Annotated in this window: 22 protein-coding genes; 11 read left to right on the top strand and 11 right to left on the bottom strand. The window is 75.0% G+C overall.

The features are described 5' to 3' along the window. The first annotated feature begins 83 nt into the window (after window positions 1–83). From ACN27D_RS30525 to ACN27D_RS30540, 4 genes are all read left to right on the top strand, one after another. Window positions 84–482 carry a TraR/DksA family transcriptional regulator gene (locus ACN27D_RS30525; RefSeq protein ID WP_013286049.1) on the top strand — a complete coding sequence of 133 codons (399 nt, stop codon included), beginning with the start codon at window positions 84–86 and terminating at the stop codon, window positions 480–482. Between the two features lie 47 nt (window positions 483–529). Continuing rightward, window positions 530–1,399, top strand: coding sequence for a DUF72 domain-containing protein (locus tag ACN27D_RS30530; protein WP_120570120.1), 870 nt, complete (start codon window positions 530–532; stop codon window positions 1,397–1,399). Between the two features lie 95 nt (window positions 1,400–1,494). Beyond that, window positions 1,495–1,677 carry a hypothetical protein gene (locus ACN27D_RS30535; protein ID WP_013476990.1) on the top strand — a complete coding sequence of 61 codons (183 nt, stop codon included), beginning with the start codon at window positions 1,495–1,497 and terminating at the stop codon, window positions 1,675–1,677. 5 nt (window positions 1,678–1,682) lie between these two features. Continuing rightward, entirely contained in the window at window positions 1,683–2,111 is a 429-nt protein-coding gene (locus ACN27D_RS30540) for a DUF2267 domain-containing protein (RefSeq protein WP_120573804.1), read from the top strand. Here ACN27D_RS30540 and ACN27D_RS30545 read toward each other — a convergent pair. Both ACN27D_RS30545 and ACN27D_RS30550 read right to left on the bottom strand, forming a co-directional pair. Next, a complete protein-coding gene (locus ACN27D_RS30545) occupies window positions 2,096–2,905 on the bottom strand; it encodes a DUF72 domain-containing protein (RefSeq protein WP_364809532.1) in 810 nt (269 codons plus the stop codon). The genes ACN27D_RS30540 and ACN27D_RS30545 overlap by 16 nt on opposite strands. A gap of 10 nt (window positions 2,906–2,915) precedes the next feature. Next, window positions 2,916–3,659: a PIG-L deacetylase family protein gene (locus tag ACN27D_RS30550; RefSeq protein WP_358176088.1), complete on the bottom strand. Its 744-nt coding sequence runs from the start codon at window positions 3,657–3,659 to the stop codon at window positions 2,916–2,918. Between the two features lie 185 nt (window positions 3,660–3,844). Between ACN27D_RS30550 and ACN27D_RS30555 the strand changes: the two genes are divergently transcribed. Further along, window positions 3,845–4,147, top strand: a complete 303-nt coding sequence (locus ACN27D_RS30555) for a hypothetical protein (protein ID WP_120570117.1) — start codon at window positions 3,845–3,847, stop codon at window positions 4,145–4,147. A gap of 3 nt (window positions 4,148–4,150) precedes the next feature. Next, window positions 4,151–5,428 carry a cupin domain-containing protein gene (locus tag ACN27D_RS30560; protein ID WP_421500655.1) on the top strand — a complete coding sequence of 426 codons (1,278 nt, stop codon included), beginning with the start codon at window positions 4,151–4,153 and terminating at the stop codon, window positions 5,426–5,428. Between the two features lie 96 nt (window positions 5,429–5,524). On the opposite strand, the gene ACN27D_RS30565 is transcribed toward ACN27D_RS30560, so the two are convergent. From ACN27D_RS30565 to ACN27D_RS30585, 5 genes are all read right to left on the bottom strand, one after another. Then, window positions 5,525–6,196 carry a hypothetical protein gene (locus ACN27D_RS30565; protein ID WP_120570115.1) on the bottom strand — a complete coding sequence of 224 codons (672 nt, stop codon included), beginning with the start codon at window positions 6,194–6,196 and terminating at the stop codon, window positions 5,525–5,527. Beyond that, on the bottom strand, window positions 6,193–8,865 hold the full coding sequence (locus tag ACN27D_RS30570; RefSeq protein WP_421500656.1) for an FtsK/SpoIIIE domain-containing protein: 2,673 nt from the start codon (window positions 8,863–8,865) through the stop codon (window positions 6,193–6,195). Before ACN27D_RS30570 ends, ACN27D_RS30565 begins: the two co-directional genes overlap by 4 nt. Then, window positions 8,858–9,736, bottom strand: a complete 879-nt coding sequence (locus tag ACN27D_RS30575) for a hypothetical protein (RefSeq protein WP_120570113.1) — start codon at window positions 9,734–9,736, stop codon at window positions 8,858–8,860. The genes ACN27D_RS30570 and ACN27D_RS30575 overlap by 8 nt, the downstream gene beginning before the upstream one ends. Window positions 9,737–9,745: 9 nt before the next feature. After that, window positions 9,746–10,006: a hypothetical protein gene (locus tag ACN27D_RS30580; protein ID WP_091428014.1), complete on the bottom strand. Its 261-nt coding sequence runs from the start codon at window positions 10,004–10,006 to the stop codon at window positions 9,746–9,748. 187 nt (window positions 10,007–10,193) lie between these two features. Continuing rightward, window positions 10,194–10,571 (bottom strand): hypothetical protein, encoded by a 378-nt coding sequence (locus ACN27D_RS30585; RefSeq protein ID WP_120570112.1) that lies wholly within the window; start codon window positions 10,569–10,571, stop codon window positions 10,194–10,196. 111 nt (window positions 10,572–10,682) lie between these two features. Here ACN27D_RS30585 and ACN27D_RS30590 point away from each other — a divergent pair, with 111 nt between their 5' ends. The 3 genes from ACN27D_RS30590 (at window position 10,683) to ACN27D_RS30600 (ending at window position 13,812) form a co-directional block, all read left to right on the top strand. Further along, window positions 10,683–13,232, top strand: coding sequence for an ATP-dependent Clp protease ATP-binding subunit (locus ACN27D_RS30590; RefSeq protein WP_121685068.1), 2,550 nt, complete (start codon window positions 10,683–10,685; stop codon window positions 13,230–13,232). A gap of 62 nt (window positions 13,233–13,294) precedes the next feature. Then, entirely contained in the window at window positions 13,295–13,462 is a 168-nt protein-coding gene (locus tag ACN27D_RS30595) for a hypothetical protein (protein WP_162959103.1), read from the top strand. Continuing rightward, entirely contained in the window at window positions 13,462–13,812 is a 351-nt protein-coding gene (locus tag ACN27D_RS30600; RefSeq protein WP_120570109.1) for a DUF3140 domain-containing protein, read from the top strand. The genes ACN27D_RS30595 and ACN27D_RS30600 overlap by 1 nt, the downstream gene beginning before the upstream one ends. A gap of 46 nt (window positions 13,813–13,858) precedes the next feature. Here ACN27D_RS30600 and ACN27D_RS30605 read toward each other — a convergent pair whose 3' ends face one another. From ACN27D_RS30605 to ACN27D_RS30615, 3 genes are read right to left on the bottom strand one after another with little or no spacing between them, the layout of a single operon-like run. Further along, window positions 13,859–14,095, bottom strand: a complete 237-nt coding sequence (locus ACN27D_RS30605; protein WP_120570108.1) for a hypothetical protein — start codon at window positions 14,093–14,095, stop codon at window positions 13,859–13,861. Window positions 14,096–14,115: 20 nt separating this feature from the next. Further along, a complete protein-coding gene (locus tag ACN27D_RS30610; protein WP_047893392.1) occupies window positions 14,116–15,102 on the bottom strand; it encodes a LysR family transcriptional regulator in 987 nt (328 codons plus the stop codon). A 47-nt stretch (window positions 15,103–15,149) separates the two neighbouring features. Beyond that, the gene (locus ACN27D_RS30615; protein WP_120573803.1) at window positions 15,150–15,767 is read right to left on the bottom strand and encodes a hemerythrin domain-containing protein; all 618 of its coding nucleotides are present in this window, start codon (window positions 15,765–15,767) and stop codon (window positions 15,150–15,152) included. Window positions 15,768–15,895: 128 nt separating this feature from the next. Here ACN27D_RS30615 and ACN27D_RS30620 point away from each other — a divergent pair, with 128 nt between their 5' ends. Further along, window positions 15,896–17,224, top strand: a complete 1,329-nt coding sequence (locus ACN27D_RS30620) for a M20/M25/M40 family metallo-hydrolase (RefSeq protein ID WP_421500657.1) — start codon at window positions 15,896–15,898, stop codon at window positions 17,222–17,224. Between the two features lie 61 nt (window positions 17,225–17,285). Beyond that, on the top strand, window positions 17,286–17,939 hold the full coding sequence (locus tag ACN27D_RS30625) for a hypothetical protein (protein WP_013286069.1): 654 nt from the start codon (window positions 17,286–17,288) through the stop codon (window positions 17,937–17,939). A gap of 57 nt (window positions 17,940–17,996) precedes the next feature. Here ACN27D_RS30625 and ACN27D_RS30630 read toward each other — a convergent pair whose 3' ends face one another. Then, window positions 17,997–18,188: a DUF5703 family protein gene (locus ACN27D_RS30630; protein ID WP_030274256.1), complete on the bottom strand. Its 192-nt coding sequence runs from the start codon at window positions 18,186–18,188 to the stop codon at window positions 17,997–17,999. Window positions 18,189–18,240: the final 52 nt, after the last annotated feature.

Genomic DNA, 18,240 nt, shown 5'->3' on the forward strand with positions numbered 1-18,240 from the left:
TCGCCCGCGCTCGCACAGTCGGACCGGGTCCGGGGCGCTGGCCGCCCCGGTCCGGTATGAGGACGTAGGAAAGGCAGGCAGCGATGCTCGTCCACGACACGACAGCCACCGGCCGCTCCCAGGCGGAGGTCGACCAGATCCGGCAGTCCCTGCGGTCGCGGTACGACGAGCTGACCGCCGAGTACGAGCAGACCGTGGCGCAGAGCCAGGTGCTGCGGCTGGTCGAGGTCGGCGACACCGCCGGCGACGACCAGGCCGACAGCGGCACCAAGACCGCCGAGCGGGACACCGCGCAGTCGCTGCTGCGGACCATCCTGGACCGGCGCGCCCAGTTCGAGCACGCGCTCACCCGCCTGGACGAGGGCACCTACGGCTTCTGCGAGGGCTGCACCGCGCCCATCCCGGTGGAGCGGCTGGAGATCTTCCCGTCCGCCACCTCCTGCGTGGCCTGCAAGCAGACCCGGGAGCGGCGGGCGGCCTGAACGCCGTTCCGGTTGCCGGTCGGTCCCCGACGCGGTGAACTGCCCCCATGGGTGACATCAAGGTGGGCACCGCCTCGTGGACCGACCGGACGCTGCTCGACTCCGGCTGGTACCCGGCGAGCGCCGACACGCCGGAGAAACGGCTGTCCTACTACGCCCGGCAGTTCCCGCTGGTCGAGGTGGACGCCACCTACTACTCGCCGCCGGCCGAGCGGACCGCCCGGCTGTGGGCCGAGCGCACCCCGGCCGGGTTCACGTTCAACGTCAAGGCGTTCAGCCTGCTGACCGGCCACCCCACCCGCGTCTCCGCGCTCTACAAGGACCTCCGCCCGGACACGGACAAGCGCAACGTCTACCCGGACGACCTGCCCGCGCAGGCGTACGAGGAGGTCTGGACCCGGTTCCTGTCCGCCCTCGACCCGCTCGTCGAGGCCGGCAAGCTGGGCGCGCTGCTGTTCCAGTTCCCGCCCTGGTTCACCATCAAGCGGGCCAACAAGCAGTACCTGCTGGAGGTGGAGCGGCGGTGCGCGCCGCTGCGCCCGGTCTTCGAGTTCCGGCACGCGTCCTGGTTCGACGGCGACAACGCCGAGGAGACGCTCGGGTTCCTGCGCGAGCACGAACTGCCGTTCGTCTGTGTGGACATGCCGCAGGGACACAAGTCGTCCGTCCCGCCGGTGCTGGCGGCCACCGCGGACCTCGCGGTGGTCCGGTTCCATGGGCACAGCGACAAGTGGACCAGCAAGGACATCCACGAGAAGTTCGGCTACGACTACTCCAAGCGGGAACTGCGCGACTGGGCGCCGAAGCTGCGCGAGCTGGCCGGCCAGACCGGGCAGACGCACGTGCTGATGAACAACTGCTACCAGGACTACGCGCAGCGCAACGCCACCACACTCGCCGGCCTGCTGGACGCCTGAGCGTCTCACCCGGTACGGGTGAGGCCCGCTCACCCGCCCCCGCCGCAGCATGGACCGTGGGCGCCGGCTCGGGCGCCGCGACGAGGAGGTGGGTCATGACGGTACGGGTGGTGGCGGACCGACGCCGCGGTGGCGTACTGCACGTGGTCGGCAGCTCCGAGGCGGCACGGCGGGGCGAACGGCCCGGCCGGTTCAGCCCGACCCGGCTGTGGCGGGGCCCCAGCGGTCCGCCGCGCCGCGCCGACGACCGACGCTGGGAGACCGAAGCACGGGGGTGAGCCCGATGGCCGAACAGCTGTTGTCCGCGTTCGAGTCCTCGCTGGACAAGACGAACGTGATCCTCAAGGAGATCGAGTCCGCGTACGGCTGGCCGAAGGAACGGCGCAACCAGTCCTACGCCGCGCTGCGTACCGTGCTGCACCTGCTGCGGGACCGGCTGCCGGTGCAGGAGAGCACCGAGTTCGCCCAGCAGTTGCCGGTGCTGGTGCGCGGGATCTACTTCGACGGCTGGCAGCCGGAGAACGTGCCGATCAAGCTCAACCGCGACGACTTCCTGTACGAGGTGCGCCAGGGCTTCCCGTACGACGCCGAGGGTGGCGCGCAGCGGGTGGTGCAGGTCGTGCTGGACACGCTGCGCCGGCACGTGACCCAGGGCGAGTGGGAGGACGTGAAGGCCACCATGCCGGGTGACCTGCGTCAGATGATTCCCTGATCCGGCACCGGACCGGCCCGTCCCGCCCCCTCGGCGGGGCGGGCCGCGGGCGTCCGGGACACCGGCAGCCCGGCCCGCCGGGCCAGCCCGGCGAACGCGACCGCGTCGACGATCGCCGCGCCGCCCGGGTCGTTGTTGAAGTAGACGTACGCCGGCTCGCCGTCGCCGAACGCCCCGGCCAGCCGGCGCACCCAGCCGGCCAGCGCGGCGCGCCCGTAGCGCGGCCACTGCCGTGCCCGGCCCTCGTGCAGCCGCAGGTAACCGAAGTCGGTGGTGCGCCACAGCGGGGTGACCGGCCGGCTGAGCCGGTCGGCCCAGACCAGCGCCGCCCGGTGCCGCTCCAGCACCCGCCGGGTGTCGTCGGTCCACCACGACGGATGCCGCGGCTCCACCGCCACCCGCACGTCGGCGGGGAACCGGCGCAGCACGTCGGCCAGCGCGTCCGGGTCGGCGCGCAGCGTCGGCGGGAGCTGCACCAGCACCGGCCCCAGCCGGTCGCCCAGCCCGGACGCCCGGTCCAGGAACCGGGCCACCGGCTCGGCCGGGTCGCGCAGCCGCTTCACGTGGGTCAGGTAGCGGCTCATCTTCACCGCCACGCAGAAGTCGCCGGGCGTACGCTCCCGCCACGCGGTGAACGTGTCCCGCTCGGGCAGCCGGTAGAACGCGTTGTTCACCTCGACGGTGGCGAACCGCGAGGCGAAGTGCTCCAGCCAGCGCCGCTGCGGCAGCCCGGCCGGGTAGAACCGCTCCCGCCAGTCCCGGTACTGCCAGCCCGACGTGCCGACCAGGAACATCGCCGCAGCCCTACTGGAGGTTGATCGGGAAGACCTCGAACGTGGCGCCGAACCGCGCGCCGAGCCGGCGCCCGGCCGGCCGGGCCATGCCCTCCAGGAACTCCTCGGCGTCGAAGCTGCCGTCGCCGAGCCCGCTCAGGTACGCCCCGTGCGCCCGCAGCGACGCCACGCCCCGCTCGAACGTGTCGCTCACGTCCACCCCGTGCCGGGCTGCCGGCGACCCGGCCGCCCACACCTCGCGCACCCGCGACCACGGCTGGATGCCGTCGTTGAGCTGCTCCGGGAAGATCCACCGGTTGCCGGCGTCGCGGACCGCGTCCAGCGTGGCCCGGCCGCAGGCGATGTGGTCGGCCTGGTTCAGCGCGTACGCACCGTCCCAGGTCTCCCGGAAGTTGTTCGTCAGCACCACGTCCGGCCGGTGCCGGCGCACCACGGCGGCGATCGCCCGGCGCAGCGGCACGCCGTACTCCAGCAGCCCGTCGGGCAGGCCGAGGAACTCGACGGCCGACACCCCGACCACGGCGGCGGAGGCGCGCTGCTCCTCCTCGCGCACCACCCGGGCGCGCTCCGGCGACATCCCGTCGATGCCCGCCTCGCCGCTGGTGAGCAGGCAGTAGACGACCTCCTTGCCCTGCCCGGTCCAGCGGGCCACCGCGGCGGCGGCGCCGAACTCCAGGTCGTCGGGGTGTGCCACCACGGCGAGCGCCCGCTGCCAGTCCTCGGTCAGTGGGGTGAGCGGCTCCGGCTGCGTCACGTGCGTCTCCTCGCGTCGTCCTCCCGCCATCCTGGCATCCACCCGTCCCGGCCGCTTGCCCCGCGAACCGCCCGTACGGCGGCGTCCGGGCGTCTACGGTGTGGTTAGAGAAGATCGGGCGTGGGGTACCACCCGCTGCACACGGACCCCGGCACCACGCGGGGCGGCACACCGAGGGAGCACCCATGGCATTGAACGACGACGACATCCAGAGCAGCGGCGGCAGCGGCCTGGAGGGCCCGGCCGACGGCGGTGCGACCCCGGGTCAGCACGACGGTGGCGCGGACGGCAGCGCGGAGGGCCCCGCTGACGGCGGTGCGACCCCGGGTCAGCACGACGGTGGCGCGGACGGCAGCGCGGAGGGCCCCGCTGACGGCGGTGCGACCCCGGGTCAGCACGACGGTGGCGCGGACGGCAGCGCGGAGGGTCCGGCCGACGGCGGCGCGACCCCCGGCCAGCGCGACGGCGGCGCCGACGGCAGCGCCTGACACATGAGCACCACGCACGTCGACCCGCCGGGTGGCCACGGCCGCCCGGCGGTTCCGTTCTCCGCGACCGAGGCGCTGGCCCGGTGCGTGGCGGTGGAGCCGGCCAAGTTCGCCGCCGACCACTGGGGGCGCAGCCCGCTGCTGTCCCGCGCCGCCGAACTGCCCAACCCGGACGGCTTCACCGACCTGCTCAGCCCTGCCGACGCCGACGAGCTGCTCAGCCGCCGCGGCCTGCGTACCCCGTTCCTGCGGGTCGCCAAGGACGGCCAGCTCGTGCCGGTGGCGCGGTTCACCGGCGGCGGTGGCGCCGGCGCCGAGATCGGCGACCAGGTCCTCGACGAGAAGGTGCTGGCGCTGTACGCCGACGGTGCGACGCTGGTGTTGCAGGGCCTGCACCGCACCTGGCCGGCGCTCGTCGACTTCGCCCGTGACCTGGGCACCGCGCTGGCCCAGCCGTTGCAGGTGAACGCCTACCTGACCCCGGCCGGCAGTCAGGGCTTCGCCACCCACTACGACACGCACGACGTGTTCGTGCTCCAGGTGGACGGGCGCAAGCACTGGCGGATCCACCCGCCGGTGCTGGCCGACCCGCTGGAGCGCCAGCCCTGGGGCGGCCGGGCCGACGAGGTCTCCGCGACCGCCGACGGGCGCCCCGAGCTGGACGTCGTGCTCGAACCGGGTGACGCGCTCTACCTGCCGCGCGGCTGGCTGCACAGCGCCCAGGCGCAGGAGTCCAGCTCGCTGCACCTGACCGTGGGCATCCGGGCGCTGACCCGGTACGCCGTGGTCGAGGAACTGCTCGCGCTCGCCGCCGAGGACGCGCGGCTGCGCGCGAGCCTGCCGTTCGGGCTCGACCTGGCCGACGCGGACGCGATCGAGCCGGAGCTGACCGAGACCGTCGAGGCGTTGCGTGACTGGCTGCTGCGGGCCGACCCGGCGGCGGTGGCCGCCCGGCTGCGCGCCCGGGTCTGGCCGGCCGCCCGCCCGGCGCCGATCCGGCCACTGGCCCAGGCGCAGGCGCTGGCCCGGCTCACGGCGGACAGCGAGGTGGCGGTGCGCGGCGGCCTGCGCTGGCAGCTCACCCCGGCCGTCGGCGGACGGGTCACGCTGCGCGTGCCCGACCGCACGCTCACGCTGCCCGGCACCTGCGAGGCGGCGTTGCGCGCCCTGCTCACCGGCGAGGTGACGAGGGTCGGTGACCTGCCCGGCCTCGACGACGACGCCGACCGCCTGGTGCTGGCCCGCCGCCTCCTGAAGGAGGCCGTCCTGACCCCCGCCTGACGGGCGCGATCATGAGGTTGACCGGCGGCGCGACGGCGTGTCGCGCCGCCAACCTCATGATCGAGGGCCGGAGAGGGGGCGCGTGGGGAGGGGTGGTCAGCGGGTGTAGGTCACTGTCAGCAGGAGCAGGGTCGTGACCAGGCCGGAGGCGGCCACCAGGATCATCGGGCGCGGGGTCAGCACCGCGTGGCGGCGGTCGGCCAGCAGCCGGGCCGGCGCCAGCCCGATCACCGGGCCGAGCAGCGTCACCACCAGCGCCAGCACCGGCAGGCCCACCGCCAGGTCACCGCTGGAACCGGCGGCCAGCGCCCGCGCACCCACCCCCAGCGCATACGCCACCAGCGCCCCGCCGATCCCGCACGCGACCAGCAGCGGGTTCACCGAGCCGGGCAGCTCACCAGGCGCGCCGGTGCGGTCCAGCAGCTCCCGGACCGCCCGCAGCAGCGGCACCGGATCACCGGCGGCGCCGCGTACCGGGCCGGGCGGGTCACCGAGCCGCCGGGCGCCCATGCCCAGCCGCGCCCGCAACTGCGCCCACAGGTGAGTGACCTCGCCGTCGACGCGCTCCACCAGCCGGGACGCCTCGGCCACCTCCGCCTCGGCCTGCCGCACCTGCTCCTCCGCCTCGGCCACCGCCCGGCCGGCGGCGGCCACCTGCTGGGCGTACCAGGTGTGCGCCTCGGCCCGCTGGGCGGACACCCGGGCGGTCAGCTCGGCGAGCCGGCGGATCTGCGCGTTGTACGTCTCACTGGCAACCGGTTCGTTCATCGGGAGGGACCATAAGGGATGATCACCTGTCCGGTGCGGTGCACCGCCCGGTCGAAGTACAGACCGCGCCACGGCCGGGGATACCAGTCCGGCCCGCCGCTGCCCGGATACAGCGAGGAGCCCAGCTCACCGCCCTGCACGTCCAGCGCCACCCAGGCGCCGATCTGATCCGTGCGCGCGCCCGCGCCGCCCAGGTCGACCCGCATCCGGGCCACCCCACGCCACCACGCCAGCACGTGCGTACGCCGTTCCGGCCCGTCGTGCAGGATCCGGCGCAACTGCTCCAGCCCGGTGCGCGTACCGGCCTTGCCGGCCAGCGCCGCGGCCGCCGCGTCCACCGCGTACAGCAGCAGGAAGTGCGGGGTACGCGCCGCACCCGGCGCGCCCAGCCCGTCACCCACCTCGGCCATCAGCTCCGGCACCGTCTCCTCGTCGTACCAGGAGGCGTCGCCTTCCAGGTCCTCGTAGAGGGCGCGGGCGGCCGGGTCGGCGTCCGGGTCCAGGCAGGCGATCGAGAACCGGGCGGTGCCGGGCCGGTACTGCCGGGCCAGCGACCGGGCGGCGGCGTCGAGCACCGCGCACGCCTCGTCCACCCGGGTGCCCAGCACGGCGAGGTTGCGGCCCGGCGCGCGGGGCAGCCGCAGCGCCGCCGAGCGGGCCTGCACGTCGATGATCTCGCCGAGCAGCGCCACCGGGCTGCGCGGCACGCCCTGCTCCGGCGCGGTCAGCGCGCGGAAGTCCGGCGCGTCGGCCAGCTTCGGGATCGCGTCGCCGTCGAACAGCCGGGCCGGCGCGGCGTCCTGCGGGCGCATCCGCCACAGCCGGTGCTGAAGCTCGCTCCACGTCTCCCAGTCGCTGGCCGACGGGATCCGGGCCACCTCGTTCCCCTCGGCCAGGCCCGACTCGGCGTTGATCACCGCGTGGTGGCGGGGCAGCGACTGCGCCGCGTCGTTGCGCTCGGCCAGGATGCGCAGCGCCTTCGGCAGCGCGATCCGCAGCGTGAACTGGGCGACGAGCGCGGGCCGGCCCCACAGCGCCTCGATGCCGCGCACGTCCTGCGAGGCGAGCACCAGGTGGATGCCCTGCGACCGGCCCCGCCGGGCCAGGTCCTCCAGCAGGTCGGCGGCCTCCCGGGCGACCACGTCCCGGCCGGCGAGCAGCGCCTGGAACTCGTCGACCACAGCCACGATGCGCGGCCAGTGCCCCGCCGGGTCCACCGCGCGCAGCTCGGCCAGCTTGGTGACCTCGTGCTTCTTCGCCGCGTCGGCGCGGCGGCGCAGCTCCTCGGCGAGGAAGCGCAGCAGGCCCAGCCCGAACTCCCGGTCGGTGTTCACGTTGATGCCGACCAGCCGCATGTGCGGCAGCCAGCTCGGGTCGCGGCGGCCCTGCGCGAACCGGGCGAAGGACACACCCTCCTTGAAGTCCAGGAGATAGAACTCCAGCTCGGCGGGGGAGTAGCGGGCGGCGAGCGCGCCGATCCAGGCGAAGATCAGGTTCGTCTTGCCGGTGCCGGACGGGCCGCCGATCAACGCGTGCGGCGGGTAGTCGCCGAGCGTGAGCAGCACCTGCCGCCCGTGCGGGCCCTCGCCGACCGGCGCTCTGAGCCCGTGCGCCGAGTCCTCCCGCCAGTACTCGTCCGGCGGCGGGAGCAGGTCGGTGAACGGCGTCGGCGGCGGGCCGGCGGCCACCCGGGAGGCGACGGTGCGGCACGTCTCGGTGACCAGGGCGGGCGGCGGCGGCGCGTCGAGCACCACCGGCAGCCCGGCCACCCGGGCGTCGTCCCGCTCCACCGTGATCCGGGTGACGGTCGGGTCGTCCGGCAGCTCGATGCCGCGGACCACCAGGTGCACGCCGCAGGCCGCGCCGGTACGTACCACCCGGTCGAGCTGGCCGCGCTCGTGCCGGGACAGCTCGTCGCCGCCGAGCAGCACCGCCACCCGCCACGGCTCCGGGCGACGTCCGGTCGCGGCGGCCAGTTCGCGCAGCGAGCCGTACTCACCGGCGAGCACCGTGGCGTTGATCCGGCGGATCTGCTCCACCAGGTCGTCCAGCAGCCGGCCCAGCCCGCCCGGCCCGACGAACGTGAGCAGCCCGGCCGTGCCGAGCGGCGCGAACCCGGCCAGGCCGCCGCCCAGGTGTTCCGGGTCGTACCCGTAGAGCCGCACCGCGCCCGGGTCGGCCCGCCCGACCGAGCGCAGCAGCAGCGCGGGCACCACGGCGGCCAGCCCGTCCCGGTCGCCGCCGGCCAGGTGCGCGTGCCCGGCGTCCAGCAGCGGGACCAGCGCCGGCACCGGTTCGGCGCCGTCGAGGCGTACCGTGCCGACGCGCAACGCGCCGGGCGGCTCGGACCGGCCGGCGGGCGTGGCCTGCCAGCGGTCCCAGGGCGCGGACGCCGCGCCGGGCGCCTCCCGCTGTGCCGCGGCCGCGGCCCGGCGGGCCAGCTCGGCGAGGCGGGCGGTGTGCCGGGCGTCGATCTCGGCCAGGCGCCGGTCGCGGGCGGCGCCCACCCGGGCGGGCACCGCGGCGGCGGCCTTGCGGGTACGGGCCAGCCGGTCCCGCCCGGCGGCCAGCTCGGCCTCGGCGGCGGTGAGCCGGGTACGGGTGGCGCCCAGGGCCTCGGAGAGCATCCCCCGGACCCGCGTCACGAGTTGAGCGCGGACGTCAGCCACGGGACGGCTCCCGATCGTCGGTGTCCTTGGGCAGGTCCCGGCCGAGCCGGTCGAGCAGTACGCCGGCGAGCACGCCCGCGGTGACCGCCGGGTCGGCCGCGTGCGGCTGCTCCGCGTCGTCGTCGCGGCGCGGCGGGGGCATCCGGCACACCCGGGTCAGCAACGTGTCCAGCACCGGCCGCGGCAGCCCGGGCAGCAGGTCGCGGACCCGGGAGTCCAGCGCCCCGCGCAGCCGGGGCAGGTCGTCCGCGCGGGGCGGATGGCCGAGCAGCTCACCGGCCAGCTCGCGCAGCAGCGGCGGGGTGATCGCGGCCAGCCCCAGCCCCACGTCGGCGTGCGCCCGGCGCAACTCGCGGTGCAGCCGGTCCCGGTCGCCGGACCGGATCCCGGCCACCACCCGGCGCAGCAGCTCGTGGGAGTCCTCGACGCGCTCGTCCGGCTCGTCCGGGGCGCCCTCCCGGCCGCCGGTCAGCTCCGCCACCCGCACCGCCCACCAGCGCCGTACCGCCGGCTGCTCACCCGGCTCGGCGGCCGGGCCCGGCGCGGGCGGGTCCTCGCCGCGAGGCGTGTCGTGCCGGGGCGGCCGCTCGCCCGGCGGCGCCGGCCGCGCGCCGTCCGGCGCCAGCCCGATCGCGGCCAGGTACGCGGTGAGCTGCTCCTGCGCCACACGCAGCGCGTAGCCCGCGGTCTCGGCGTGCTCGGTGGCCGAGGACAGCTCCGGCACCCCCATCGGGTCGGACGACTCCTGGCGCACCCAGCGCAGCCGCTCCTGCGCCTGGCCGAGCTTCTCCAGCGCGGCGGCGAGCTGTGCCAGCGGCAGTTCCTCGGCGGCGGCGCGCACCTGCGCGCCGATGTCCTCGACGATGGACACAGGCCGGCCTCAGAGCGTCGCGACGTAGATCTGAGCCTGCTCCACCGCGACGAGTGTCGCGGCCAGACACTCCTCCAACTCCTGGCCGGCCTGTGTCAACGAGGCCTGGGCCGCCTCGACCGTCTCGTGGCCGCTGCCCTCCAGCGCGCCGGCCAGCGTCTGCTGCGCCTCGGCCAGCTTCTCGCCGGCCGCCTGCACCGCTGTCTGGCCGTCACCGATCTGCTGGAGAGCGACATCGATGGCGGCCTTCAGCTCGGCGACGCTCGCCACGGGGACCTCCTGGGGGCGGAAGAGATCTCCATTACAACCCATCCCGGCGGGTGGACGAACATCCACCCTCGCGGCGTTGCGGCCCCGGTGTCCGGTTCCGGCCCTGACGTGCGCGAAGAGTCCGGCACACGGGATCGGGCAGTCCCGCCGGCGGACTCCTCGGTCCTGCTGACGGGACCCGGGTGACCTAGCGGACCAGCCAGCGCGGGCCGCGTACCTCCGCGCCCAGCGCGGTCACCCGCTCGCGCAGCTCCCGGTCGGCGGTGACCACCACCCGCCGCCGATCCGGCGCGGCGGCGACCAGCTCGACCATCGTGTCGTCGCCGGAGCCGGGCGCGGAGACGACCTCCACGCCGGGCGCGGGCGCCACGTGCCGGGCCGCGCCCTCCACCACCAGCACCACCTGCACCGGCGGCGGCAGCTCCGGCGGCACCCCCGCCTCCCCGACGGGCGCCAGCGCGTCGCGCAGCCGGACCGCCGCGCCGGCCCGGTCCCGCCACCAGCCGTCCGGGCGCGAGCCCACCACGTTCGCGCCGTCCACGATCAGCAGCGGTCTGCTCTCCATGCCCCCAGCCTGCCATCCGGTCGCGTTTGTCGCGCCGACCGCCGGGTAGCCACCGCCGACCGTGCCGCGCGTGCCGGGTGCCGGTCGTGCCGACTGACTGCGGAGGACGAGATGATGGGACCGGGTGACTTCGGCAACGACCCCTGGGACGAGTTCCTGGCCCGATACTTCGGCCGGGGCGAGGGGGGACGCCGGCCGGCGCACCGGGTCGACATCACCCGCCTGATGACCGCCGACGCCCGGGAGATGCTCGCCGACGCGGCCCGCCGCGCCGCGCAGAAGCACAGCAACGACCTGGACACCGACCACCTGCTCTGGGCGGCGTTGCAGCGCGAGCCGCTGCGCGACCTGGTCCGGCGGGCCGGCGCCGACCCGGACGCGCTGCTGGGCGCGCTGGGCGGGCGCGGTGAGGGCGCGCCGCGCGGCGAGGTGCCGCCGAACCTGTCGCTGACCCCGGCCGCGAAGCGGGCGCTGCTCGACGCCCACCAGCTGTCCCGCGCGATGGGCGCCAACTACATCGGTCCCGAGCACATCCTGATGGCGTTGCCGCTGAACCCCGAGTCTCCGGCCGGCCGGATGCTCGCCGCCGGCCGGATCCAGCCCGAGTCGTTGCAGGCGGCCAGCGCCGAGCGCGGCGCGACGAACGCGCCGCGCCCGGACCGGGGCACCCCGACGCTCGACCAGTACGGCCAGGACCTCACCGAGCTGGCCCGGATGGACCAGATCGACCCGGTGGTCGGCCGGGCCGACGAGATCGAGCAGGCGGTGGAGATCCTGTCCCGGCGCACCAAGAACAACCCGGTGCTGATCGGCGAGGCCGGTGTCGGCAAGACCGCGATCGTGGAGGGCCTCGCGGAGCGGATCTGCGACGGCGACGTGCCGCAGACGCTGATCGGCAAGCGGGTGATCCAGCTCGACCTGTCCGGCCTGGTCGCCGGCACCCGCTACCGGGGCGACTTCGAGGAGCGGCTGAAGAAGGTGATCGACGAGATCCGCGCCCACCGCGAGGAGCTGATCATCTTCCTGGACGAGATCCACACGCTGGTCGGCGCGGGCGGCGCCGGCAGCGAGGGTGGGATGGACGCCTCGAACATGCTCAAGCCGGCCCTGGCGCGCGGCGAGCTGCGGGTGATCGGCGCGACCACGCTCGACGAGTACCGGCGCAGCATCGAGAAGGACGCCGCACTGGCCCGCCGGTTCCAGCCGGTGCTGGTGCCCGAGCCGACAGTCGACGACACCATCTCGATCCTGCGCGGCCTGCGCGACCGGTACGAGGCGCACCACCAGGTCCGGTTCACCGACGAGGCGCTGGTGGCCGCCGCGGAGCTGTCCGACCGGTACGTCACCGACCGGTTCCTGCCGGACAAGGCGATCGACCTGATCGACCAGGCCGGCGCCCGGGTGCGGCTGCGCACCCGTACCCCCGCCGAGGACGTGCGCGAGCTGGAGCAGCAGCTCGACGAGACGCGCCGGGACAAGGAGCAGGCGGTCTCCGACGAGCAGTACGAGCGGGCCTCCGCGCTGCGCGACCGGCTCGCCGAACTGGAGGACCAGGTCCGCCGCGCCCGTGGCGACGAGGGGCCGAGCCACGTGCCCGAGGTGGGGCCGACGGAGATCGCCGAGGTGGTCTCCCGGGCCACCGGCATCCCGGTCACCCAGCTCACCGAGGAGGAACGCGACCGGCTGCTGCGCCTGGAGGGGCACCTGCACGAGAAGGTGATCGGGCAGGACGACGCGGTCACCGCCGTCGCCGAGGCGGTACGCCGGTCCCGTACCGGCCTGGCCGACCCGGAGCGGCCGATGGGCAGTTTCCTGTTCCTCGGCCCGACCGGCGTGGGCAAGACCGAGCTGGCCCGGGCGCTGGCCGAGGCGCTGTTCGGCGAGGCGGACCGGATGGTCCGGGTGGACATGAGCGAGTTCCAGGAACGGCACACGGTCAGCCGGCTGGTCGGCGCCCCGCCCGGATACGTCGGCTACGAGGAGGCCGGCCAGCTCACCGAGGCGGTACGCCGCCGCCCGTACGCGGTGGTGCTGCTCGACGAGATCGAGAAGGCGCACCCGGACGTGTTCAACATCCTGCTCCAGGTGCTCGACGACGGCCGGCTCACCGACAGCCAGGGCCGTACCGTGAACTTCAAGAACACCGTCCTGATCATGACCAGCAACCTCGGCTCGGAGCTGATCACCGGCACCCAGCGCACCGTCGGGTTCGCCACCGGCGCGCCCGGCGAGCAGGAGAGCGACGAGCTGCGGGAGCGGCTGATGCGCCGGCTCCAGGAGAACTTCCGCCCGGAGTTCCTCAACCGCATCGACGAGGTGATCATCTTCCAGCGGCTGGAGGCCGAGCAGCTGCGCCAGATCACCGGGCTGCTGCTGGAGGAGACCCGCCGCCGCATGCACGCCCAGGACATCCAGGTCGACTTCAGCACCGCCGGCGTCGACTGGCTCGCCGAACACGGCTACCAGCCCGAGTTCGGCGCCCGCCCGCTGCGCCGGGTGATCCAGCGCGAGGTCGACAACCGGCTGTCCCGGATGCTGCTGGAGCACGAGGTCTCACCGGGGCAGAAGGTCACCGTCGACACCCGCGACGGCCAGCTCGTCTTCGACGTCGCCGCCGGTGAGCGCGGCTACACGCCGGCCACCACGTCCCATCCCCGATGACCGGCCGGGGCCCGTCCCGGCCGGACCGGGACGGGCCGTCACCGAAGGACCGGAGGGCGGACATGACCGAACCCGAGGAAGTCCCCGACGACACCGGGGCCGGTGAACCGATCGAGGCGGCCCCGACCGCGAACCCGGCCCGGGTGCGGGTGCCGCCGGAGGGCCTGAAACAGCACCCACCGAACGAGGGCGAGCCGGCATCCGGGCCGCCGCCGGGAGAGGAGGCGTGATGGTACGCGAGGCGCGACTCGACCCCGAGGTCGAGGTGATCTGGGACGACTTCCACGCCGAGGTGAACGTGCCCTCCGAGACGCTGCGGCAGTGGCTGCTGACCCGCGGCTCGGGGGAGGAGGCCTTCGGCCCGGATCCGGACCTCGACCTGCCCGAGCCGGGCCGGCAGATCCTCGCCGTGCTGCGCAAGCGCAAGGTGGACCTCACGCCGGAGGACATCGAGGTGATGCAGGAGGCGATCACCCGGATCCGGGAGCTGACCGCGCAGCGGCCACGCCGGGGCAACGCCGACGACGAGTGGCGGCACGCCCTGCTCGACCTCGGCCACGACGTACTCGTCGAACGCTGAGCCGGTACGACGGCGCCCGGGCGGACCACCGCCCGGGCGCCGCCGGCTACTCCGACTCCAGGCTGGGCAGCCGCAGCCCGGCCGCGTCCGCCGCGGCCTGCCGGTCGGCCCGGGCGCGTTCCTCGCGGCTGAGCAGGTTGGCGTACTCGGTCACGTCGGCCGGACCCGGCACCTCCGGCAACCGGCGCAGGAACGCCTCCACCTCGGCGGAGGCGCTGGTGTGCGCGGTGGCCGCCTGGCGCAGCAGCTCCCGCTGGTCGGCGGCCGGATACAGATCAGTCATGTCGCCGGTGATACCCGGGTTCAGGCGATTCGCACCCCGCCCGAGCCGTTGGGCTGCACACCGAACTCCGGGTGCGCCAGCAGCCACCCCAGGTATTCCGGATGGTTCGCCAGCGCGTCGGTGTACGCCGCGACCGCCGCCGCCAGCACCGGCTCGGCCACCGCCGCGGCCGGCACGTCCGGATGCCAGCCCAGCAGCAGCCGCCAGCGCAGCGGCGTGCCCGCCAGCCGGCGGGTGACCAGCCCGGCCACCGGACGGAACGTGGCCTGGCACAACGCCACCGCCTCGCCCGCGTCCACCAGGTCCAGCGCGGCCCGCACGTCCGCCTCGTACACCTTCTTCGGGGTGAAGCCGGCGCGGGCGCAGGCGGCGGCGAAGCAGTCGCCGAAGCAGCCGTCGCCCGGCGCGGCGACCCACCGCTCGCGCCGCAGGTCGACCAGGTCGACCTCGGCGTGGCCGGCCAGCGGGTGGGTCTGCGGCAGCAGCACGCAGATCGGCTCGACCGCCACCTCCCGCCAGCTCAGCCCGAACCCCGCCGACGGCGTCGAGTCGCCGCACACGCCGGTCAGCGCGAAGTCGAGCCGGCCACCGGCCACCATCTGCGCCAGCTCGTCCACCGACCAGGAGCCGTACGTGGTGATCTGCGCGTCCGGCCGCTCGGCGGCGAGCCGGTGCACCAGCCGGCCCAGGATCGGGCTGTTCACCCCGCCGAAGCGGTACCGGCGCAGCGGATCGCCCGCACCGGCCATCCGGGCCGCCTCGTCCCGCAGGCCCTTCATCGCCGGCAGCAGCACCCGCGCCCGGTCCAGCACCAGCTCACCCAGCGCGGTGGGACGGGCGCCGCGGCGGTCCCGTTCGAACAACGGCCCGCCCAGCGCCCGTTCGATCCGCTGAAGCTGGGCGGTCAGCGCCGGCTGGGCCAGGCCGAGCGCCGAGGCGGCCTTGGTGACGCTCCCCGTCTCCGCGATCGCGCAGACCACACGCAGGTGTCGCAGCTCCAGATCCATACCGTGACGGTAGGACCACGAACCGATACACGGAAGGGGCGATCGGCTCACCCCTCGCGCGGATGCTCCAGGTCGCTCAGCCGGGTACGCCGCCCGGTGACCGCGTCGCGCACCTTGTCCAGCACCCCGACCGCCGGTTCGACGATCTTGTTCCAGGGCGGGGTGGCGGGCGTGCCGGGGTGCGGGCGGGTCGGCGCCGCCTCCTCCGCGATCTCCCACCGGTTGCCCAGCCGGATCAGATCGGCGTCGCTGGCCACCTCGCGCAGCGGCGTGACCAGCGCCGCGACACGGCTGACGTGCCGGCGGACCCGCTCGGCCACGTCCGCGACCGCCGGGTCGTCCGCCCCGGACAGCTCCTTGAGCGCGGTCAGCAGCCCGGCGTCGGCCTCGATCTCCCGCTCGACCAGCTCGGCGGCGTCCGGCATCGCGGCGCGGGCGGCCGGGAACAGGTACTGCTCCTCGGCGGACAGGTGCCGGGACACCGCGGCGGTCAGGACGTCGAGCACCTCGCGCCGGCCGGCCGCATCCAGCGCCGGATCGGTGACCCGGTCGGCCAGCCCCAGCAGCGCCCGGTGCTCGGTGTCCACGAGGTCGGCGACGCTGCGCCCACCCGGCCGGTACGCGTCGTCGGCGGCGGGCGGCAGCGGCGGCAGGGGGACGGTCATGGTGCCCTCCTCGTGACGGCCGGAGTCGATGTCCGGGCGGTCCGGCGGTACCCGGCGCGGCGATCCGCGAAACCGCCGCCGTGCCACCGGCGGCCCGCGACCACCTCACCTGCTGGTATAAGGAAGCGATGACGAGCGACGCCGCCCCCGCCCGACCCGACGCCACCGACGAGGTCGTCGACCTCTGCCGCGACCTGCTGCGCATCGACACCACCAACACCGGCGACAACGACACCAGCGCAGGGGAGCGGCGCGCCGCCGAGTACGTGGCGGAGAAACTCGCCGAGGTCGGCGTCAACGCCGAGATCCACGAGTCGGCGCCCGGCCGGGCCAACCTGGTCGCCCGGATCCCCGGCACCGAGCCCGGCCGCGACGCGCTGCTCGTGCACGGCCACCTCGACGTGGTGCCCGCCGACCCGGACGAGTGGTCGGTGCACCCGTTCTCCGGCGAGATCCGCGACGGCTACCTGTGGGGCCGCGGCGCGATCGACATGAAGGACTTCGACGCCATGGTGCTCGCCGTGGTCCGCGACTGGCAGCGCACCGGCGTCCGCCCCCGGCGCGACGTCGTGCTCGCCTTCACCGCCGACGAGGAGGCCGGCAGCGACTACGGCGCGCACTTCCTCACCCAGCACCACCGCGACCTGTTCGACGGCTGCACCGAGGCGATCGGCGAGGTCGGCGGCTTCTCCTACTCGGTCGACGAGCAGCGCCGCCTCTACCTGATCGAGACCGCCGAGAAGGGCATCGACTGGCTGCGCCTGCACGCCAGGGGCCGGCCCGGCCACGGCTCGATGGTGCACGACGACAACGCCGTCACCGCGCTCGCCGAGGCGGTCGCCCGGATCGGCCGGCACCGCTTCCCGGTGGTGATGACCGACACCGTACGGGCGTTCCTGGCCGAGGTGTCCGACGTGCTCGGCATCGAGATCGACCCGGACGACCCGGAGACCGCGATCGCCAAGCTCGGCCCGATCGCCAACATCATCGGCGCGACCGTCCGCAACACCGCCAACCCGACCCGGCTGGCCGCCGGCTACAAGGACAACGTCATCCCCGGCCGGGCCACCGCCACCATCGACTGCCGCAGCCTGCCCGGGCAGAGCGAGGAACTGGAGCGGCAGCTGCGCGAGCTGGTCGGGCCGGACATCGCCATCGAGTACGTCCAGCGCCAGCCGGCCCTGGAGACCACGTTCGACGGTGACCTGGTGGCGCGGATGTCGGAGGCGCTGCGCGCCGAGGACCCGGGCGCCCACCCGGTGCCGTACATGCTCTCCGGCGGCACCGACGCCAAGGCGTTCTCCCAGCTCGGCATCCGCTGCTTCGGTTTCGCGCCGCTGCGGCTGCCCGCCGACCTCAATTTCTCCGGCCTGTTCCACGGCATCGACGAGCGGGTTCCGCTGGACGGACTACAGTTCGGCGTGCGGGTTCTGGACCGCTTCCTCCGTACCTGCTGACCGCGCCCGCCGCGGCGCCGCCGGCGCGGAACCTCCCCCCATCGCGAAGGGACTGCCACACATGACCGACCAGCACGGTGAGCTGGACGCCGCCCTCGAGCGGGTGATCGACGCCGCCCGCGCCCACCTGGCCGCCGTCCGGGCCGCCCAGGGCCGGATCGACGACGACGCCGTCTGGCAGGCGTACGTCGCGTTGAACAACGCCTCGTTCGCCTACGACGAGCAGCTGCTCGACGCGTTCGGCGAGGTGACGCCCTGGGACGTGGAGTCGATCGACCCGGACGAGGCCGACGAGCGCTTCGGCGCCGTCGAGGGCGGCGAGCCCACCGACCCGCACCCGCGGGTCATCTCGGTGCGGCAGCGGCGCGACTACCGGGTGCCGAGCGTCGCCGCCCTGCTGCGCGCGGCCGAGGCGGCCCGCCGGGAGGGCACCCCGGAGGAGGACGAGCCGGCGCCGGTCGAGGGCGTCGGCGAGGCGGTGCTGGAGCTGCTGCAGAGCGGCGACGGCTCGCTGTCCGCGCTCGACGTGCCGGAGCTGGAGCCGCTGGACGGTGTGGTGATGGTCAGCGAGGTCGGCACCCCCGTCGACCTGGAGTCGTTCGACGACGACGACCCGGTCGGCCCGTTCCAGCCGGCCGCCGACGACCGGCTGGTCGGCCGGCTCGACGAGCACCCGTTCATGGAGCTCGACGAGGAGCACGACCACGCGCACTAGGCCGTGTGCGTCCCCGGGGCGGCGCCGCGTCGCGCGGCCCCGGGGACGGGCCCGTCGTCAGTACGACAGGCCCGGCTGCGACTGGTTGACCAGGCGGCGCCGCAGCACCACCTGCCGCGTGCCGTCCCGGTAGAGCCGCACCCGGGCCAGCTCCCAGCCGGAGAACTCGGCCTGGATCGCCAGCTGCGCCGCGGCGGTCAGCCGATCGACGTTCGAGGGCAACCGCAGCGGCGCGTATTCGTAGTCCATGCCCCTATGCTGCCCAGGTCGCGGGCCCTCCGCCACCCCCTGCGGGTGACCC

The organism is Micromonospora sp. WMMD1274, assembly GCF_049179035.1.
Classification (GTDB): domain Bacteria; phylum Actinomycetota; class Actinomycetes; order Mycobacteriales; family Micromonosporaceae; genus Micromonospora; species Micromonospora tulbaghiae.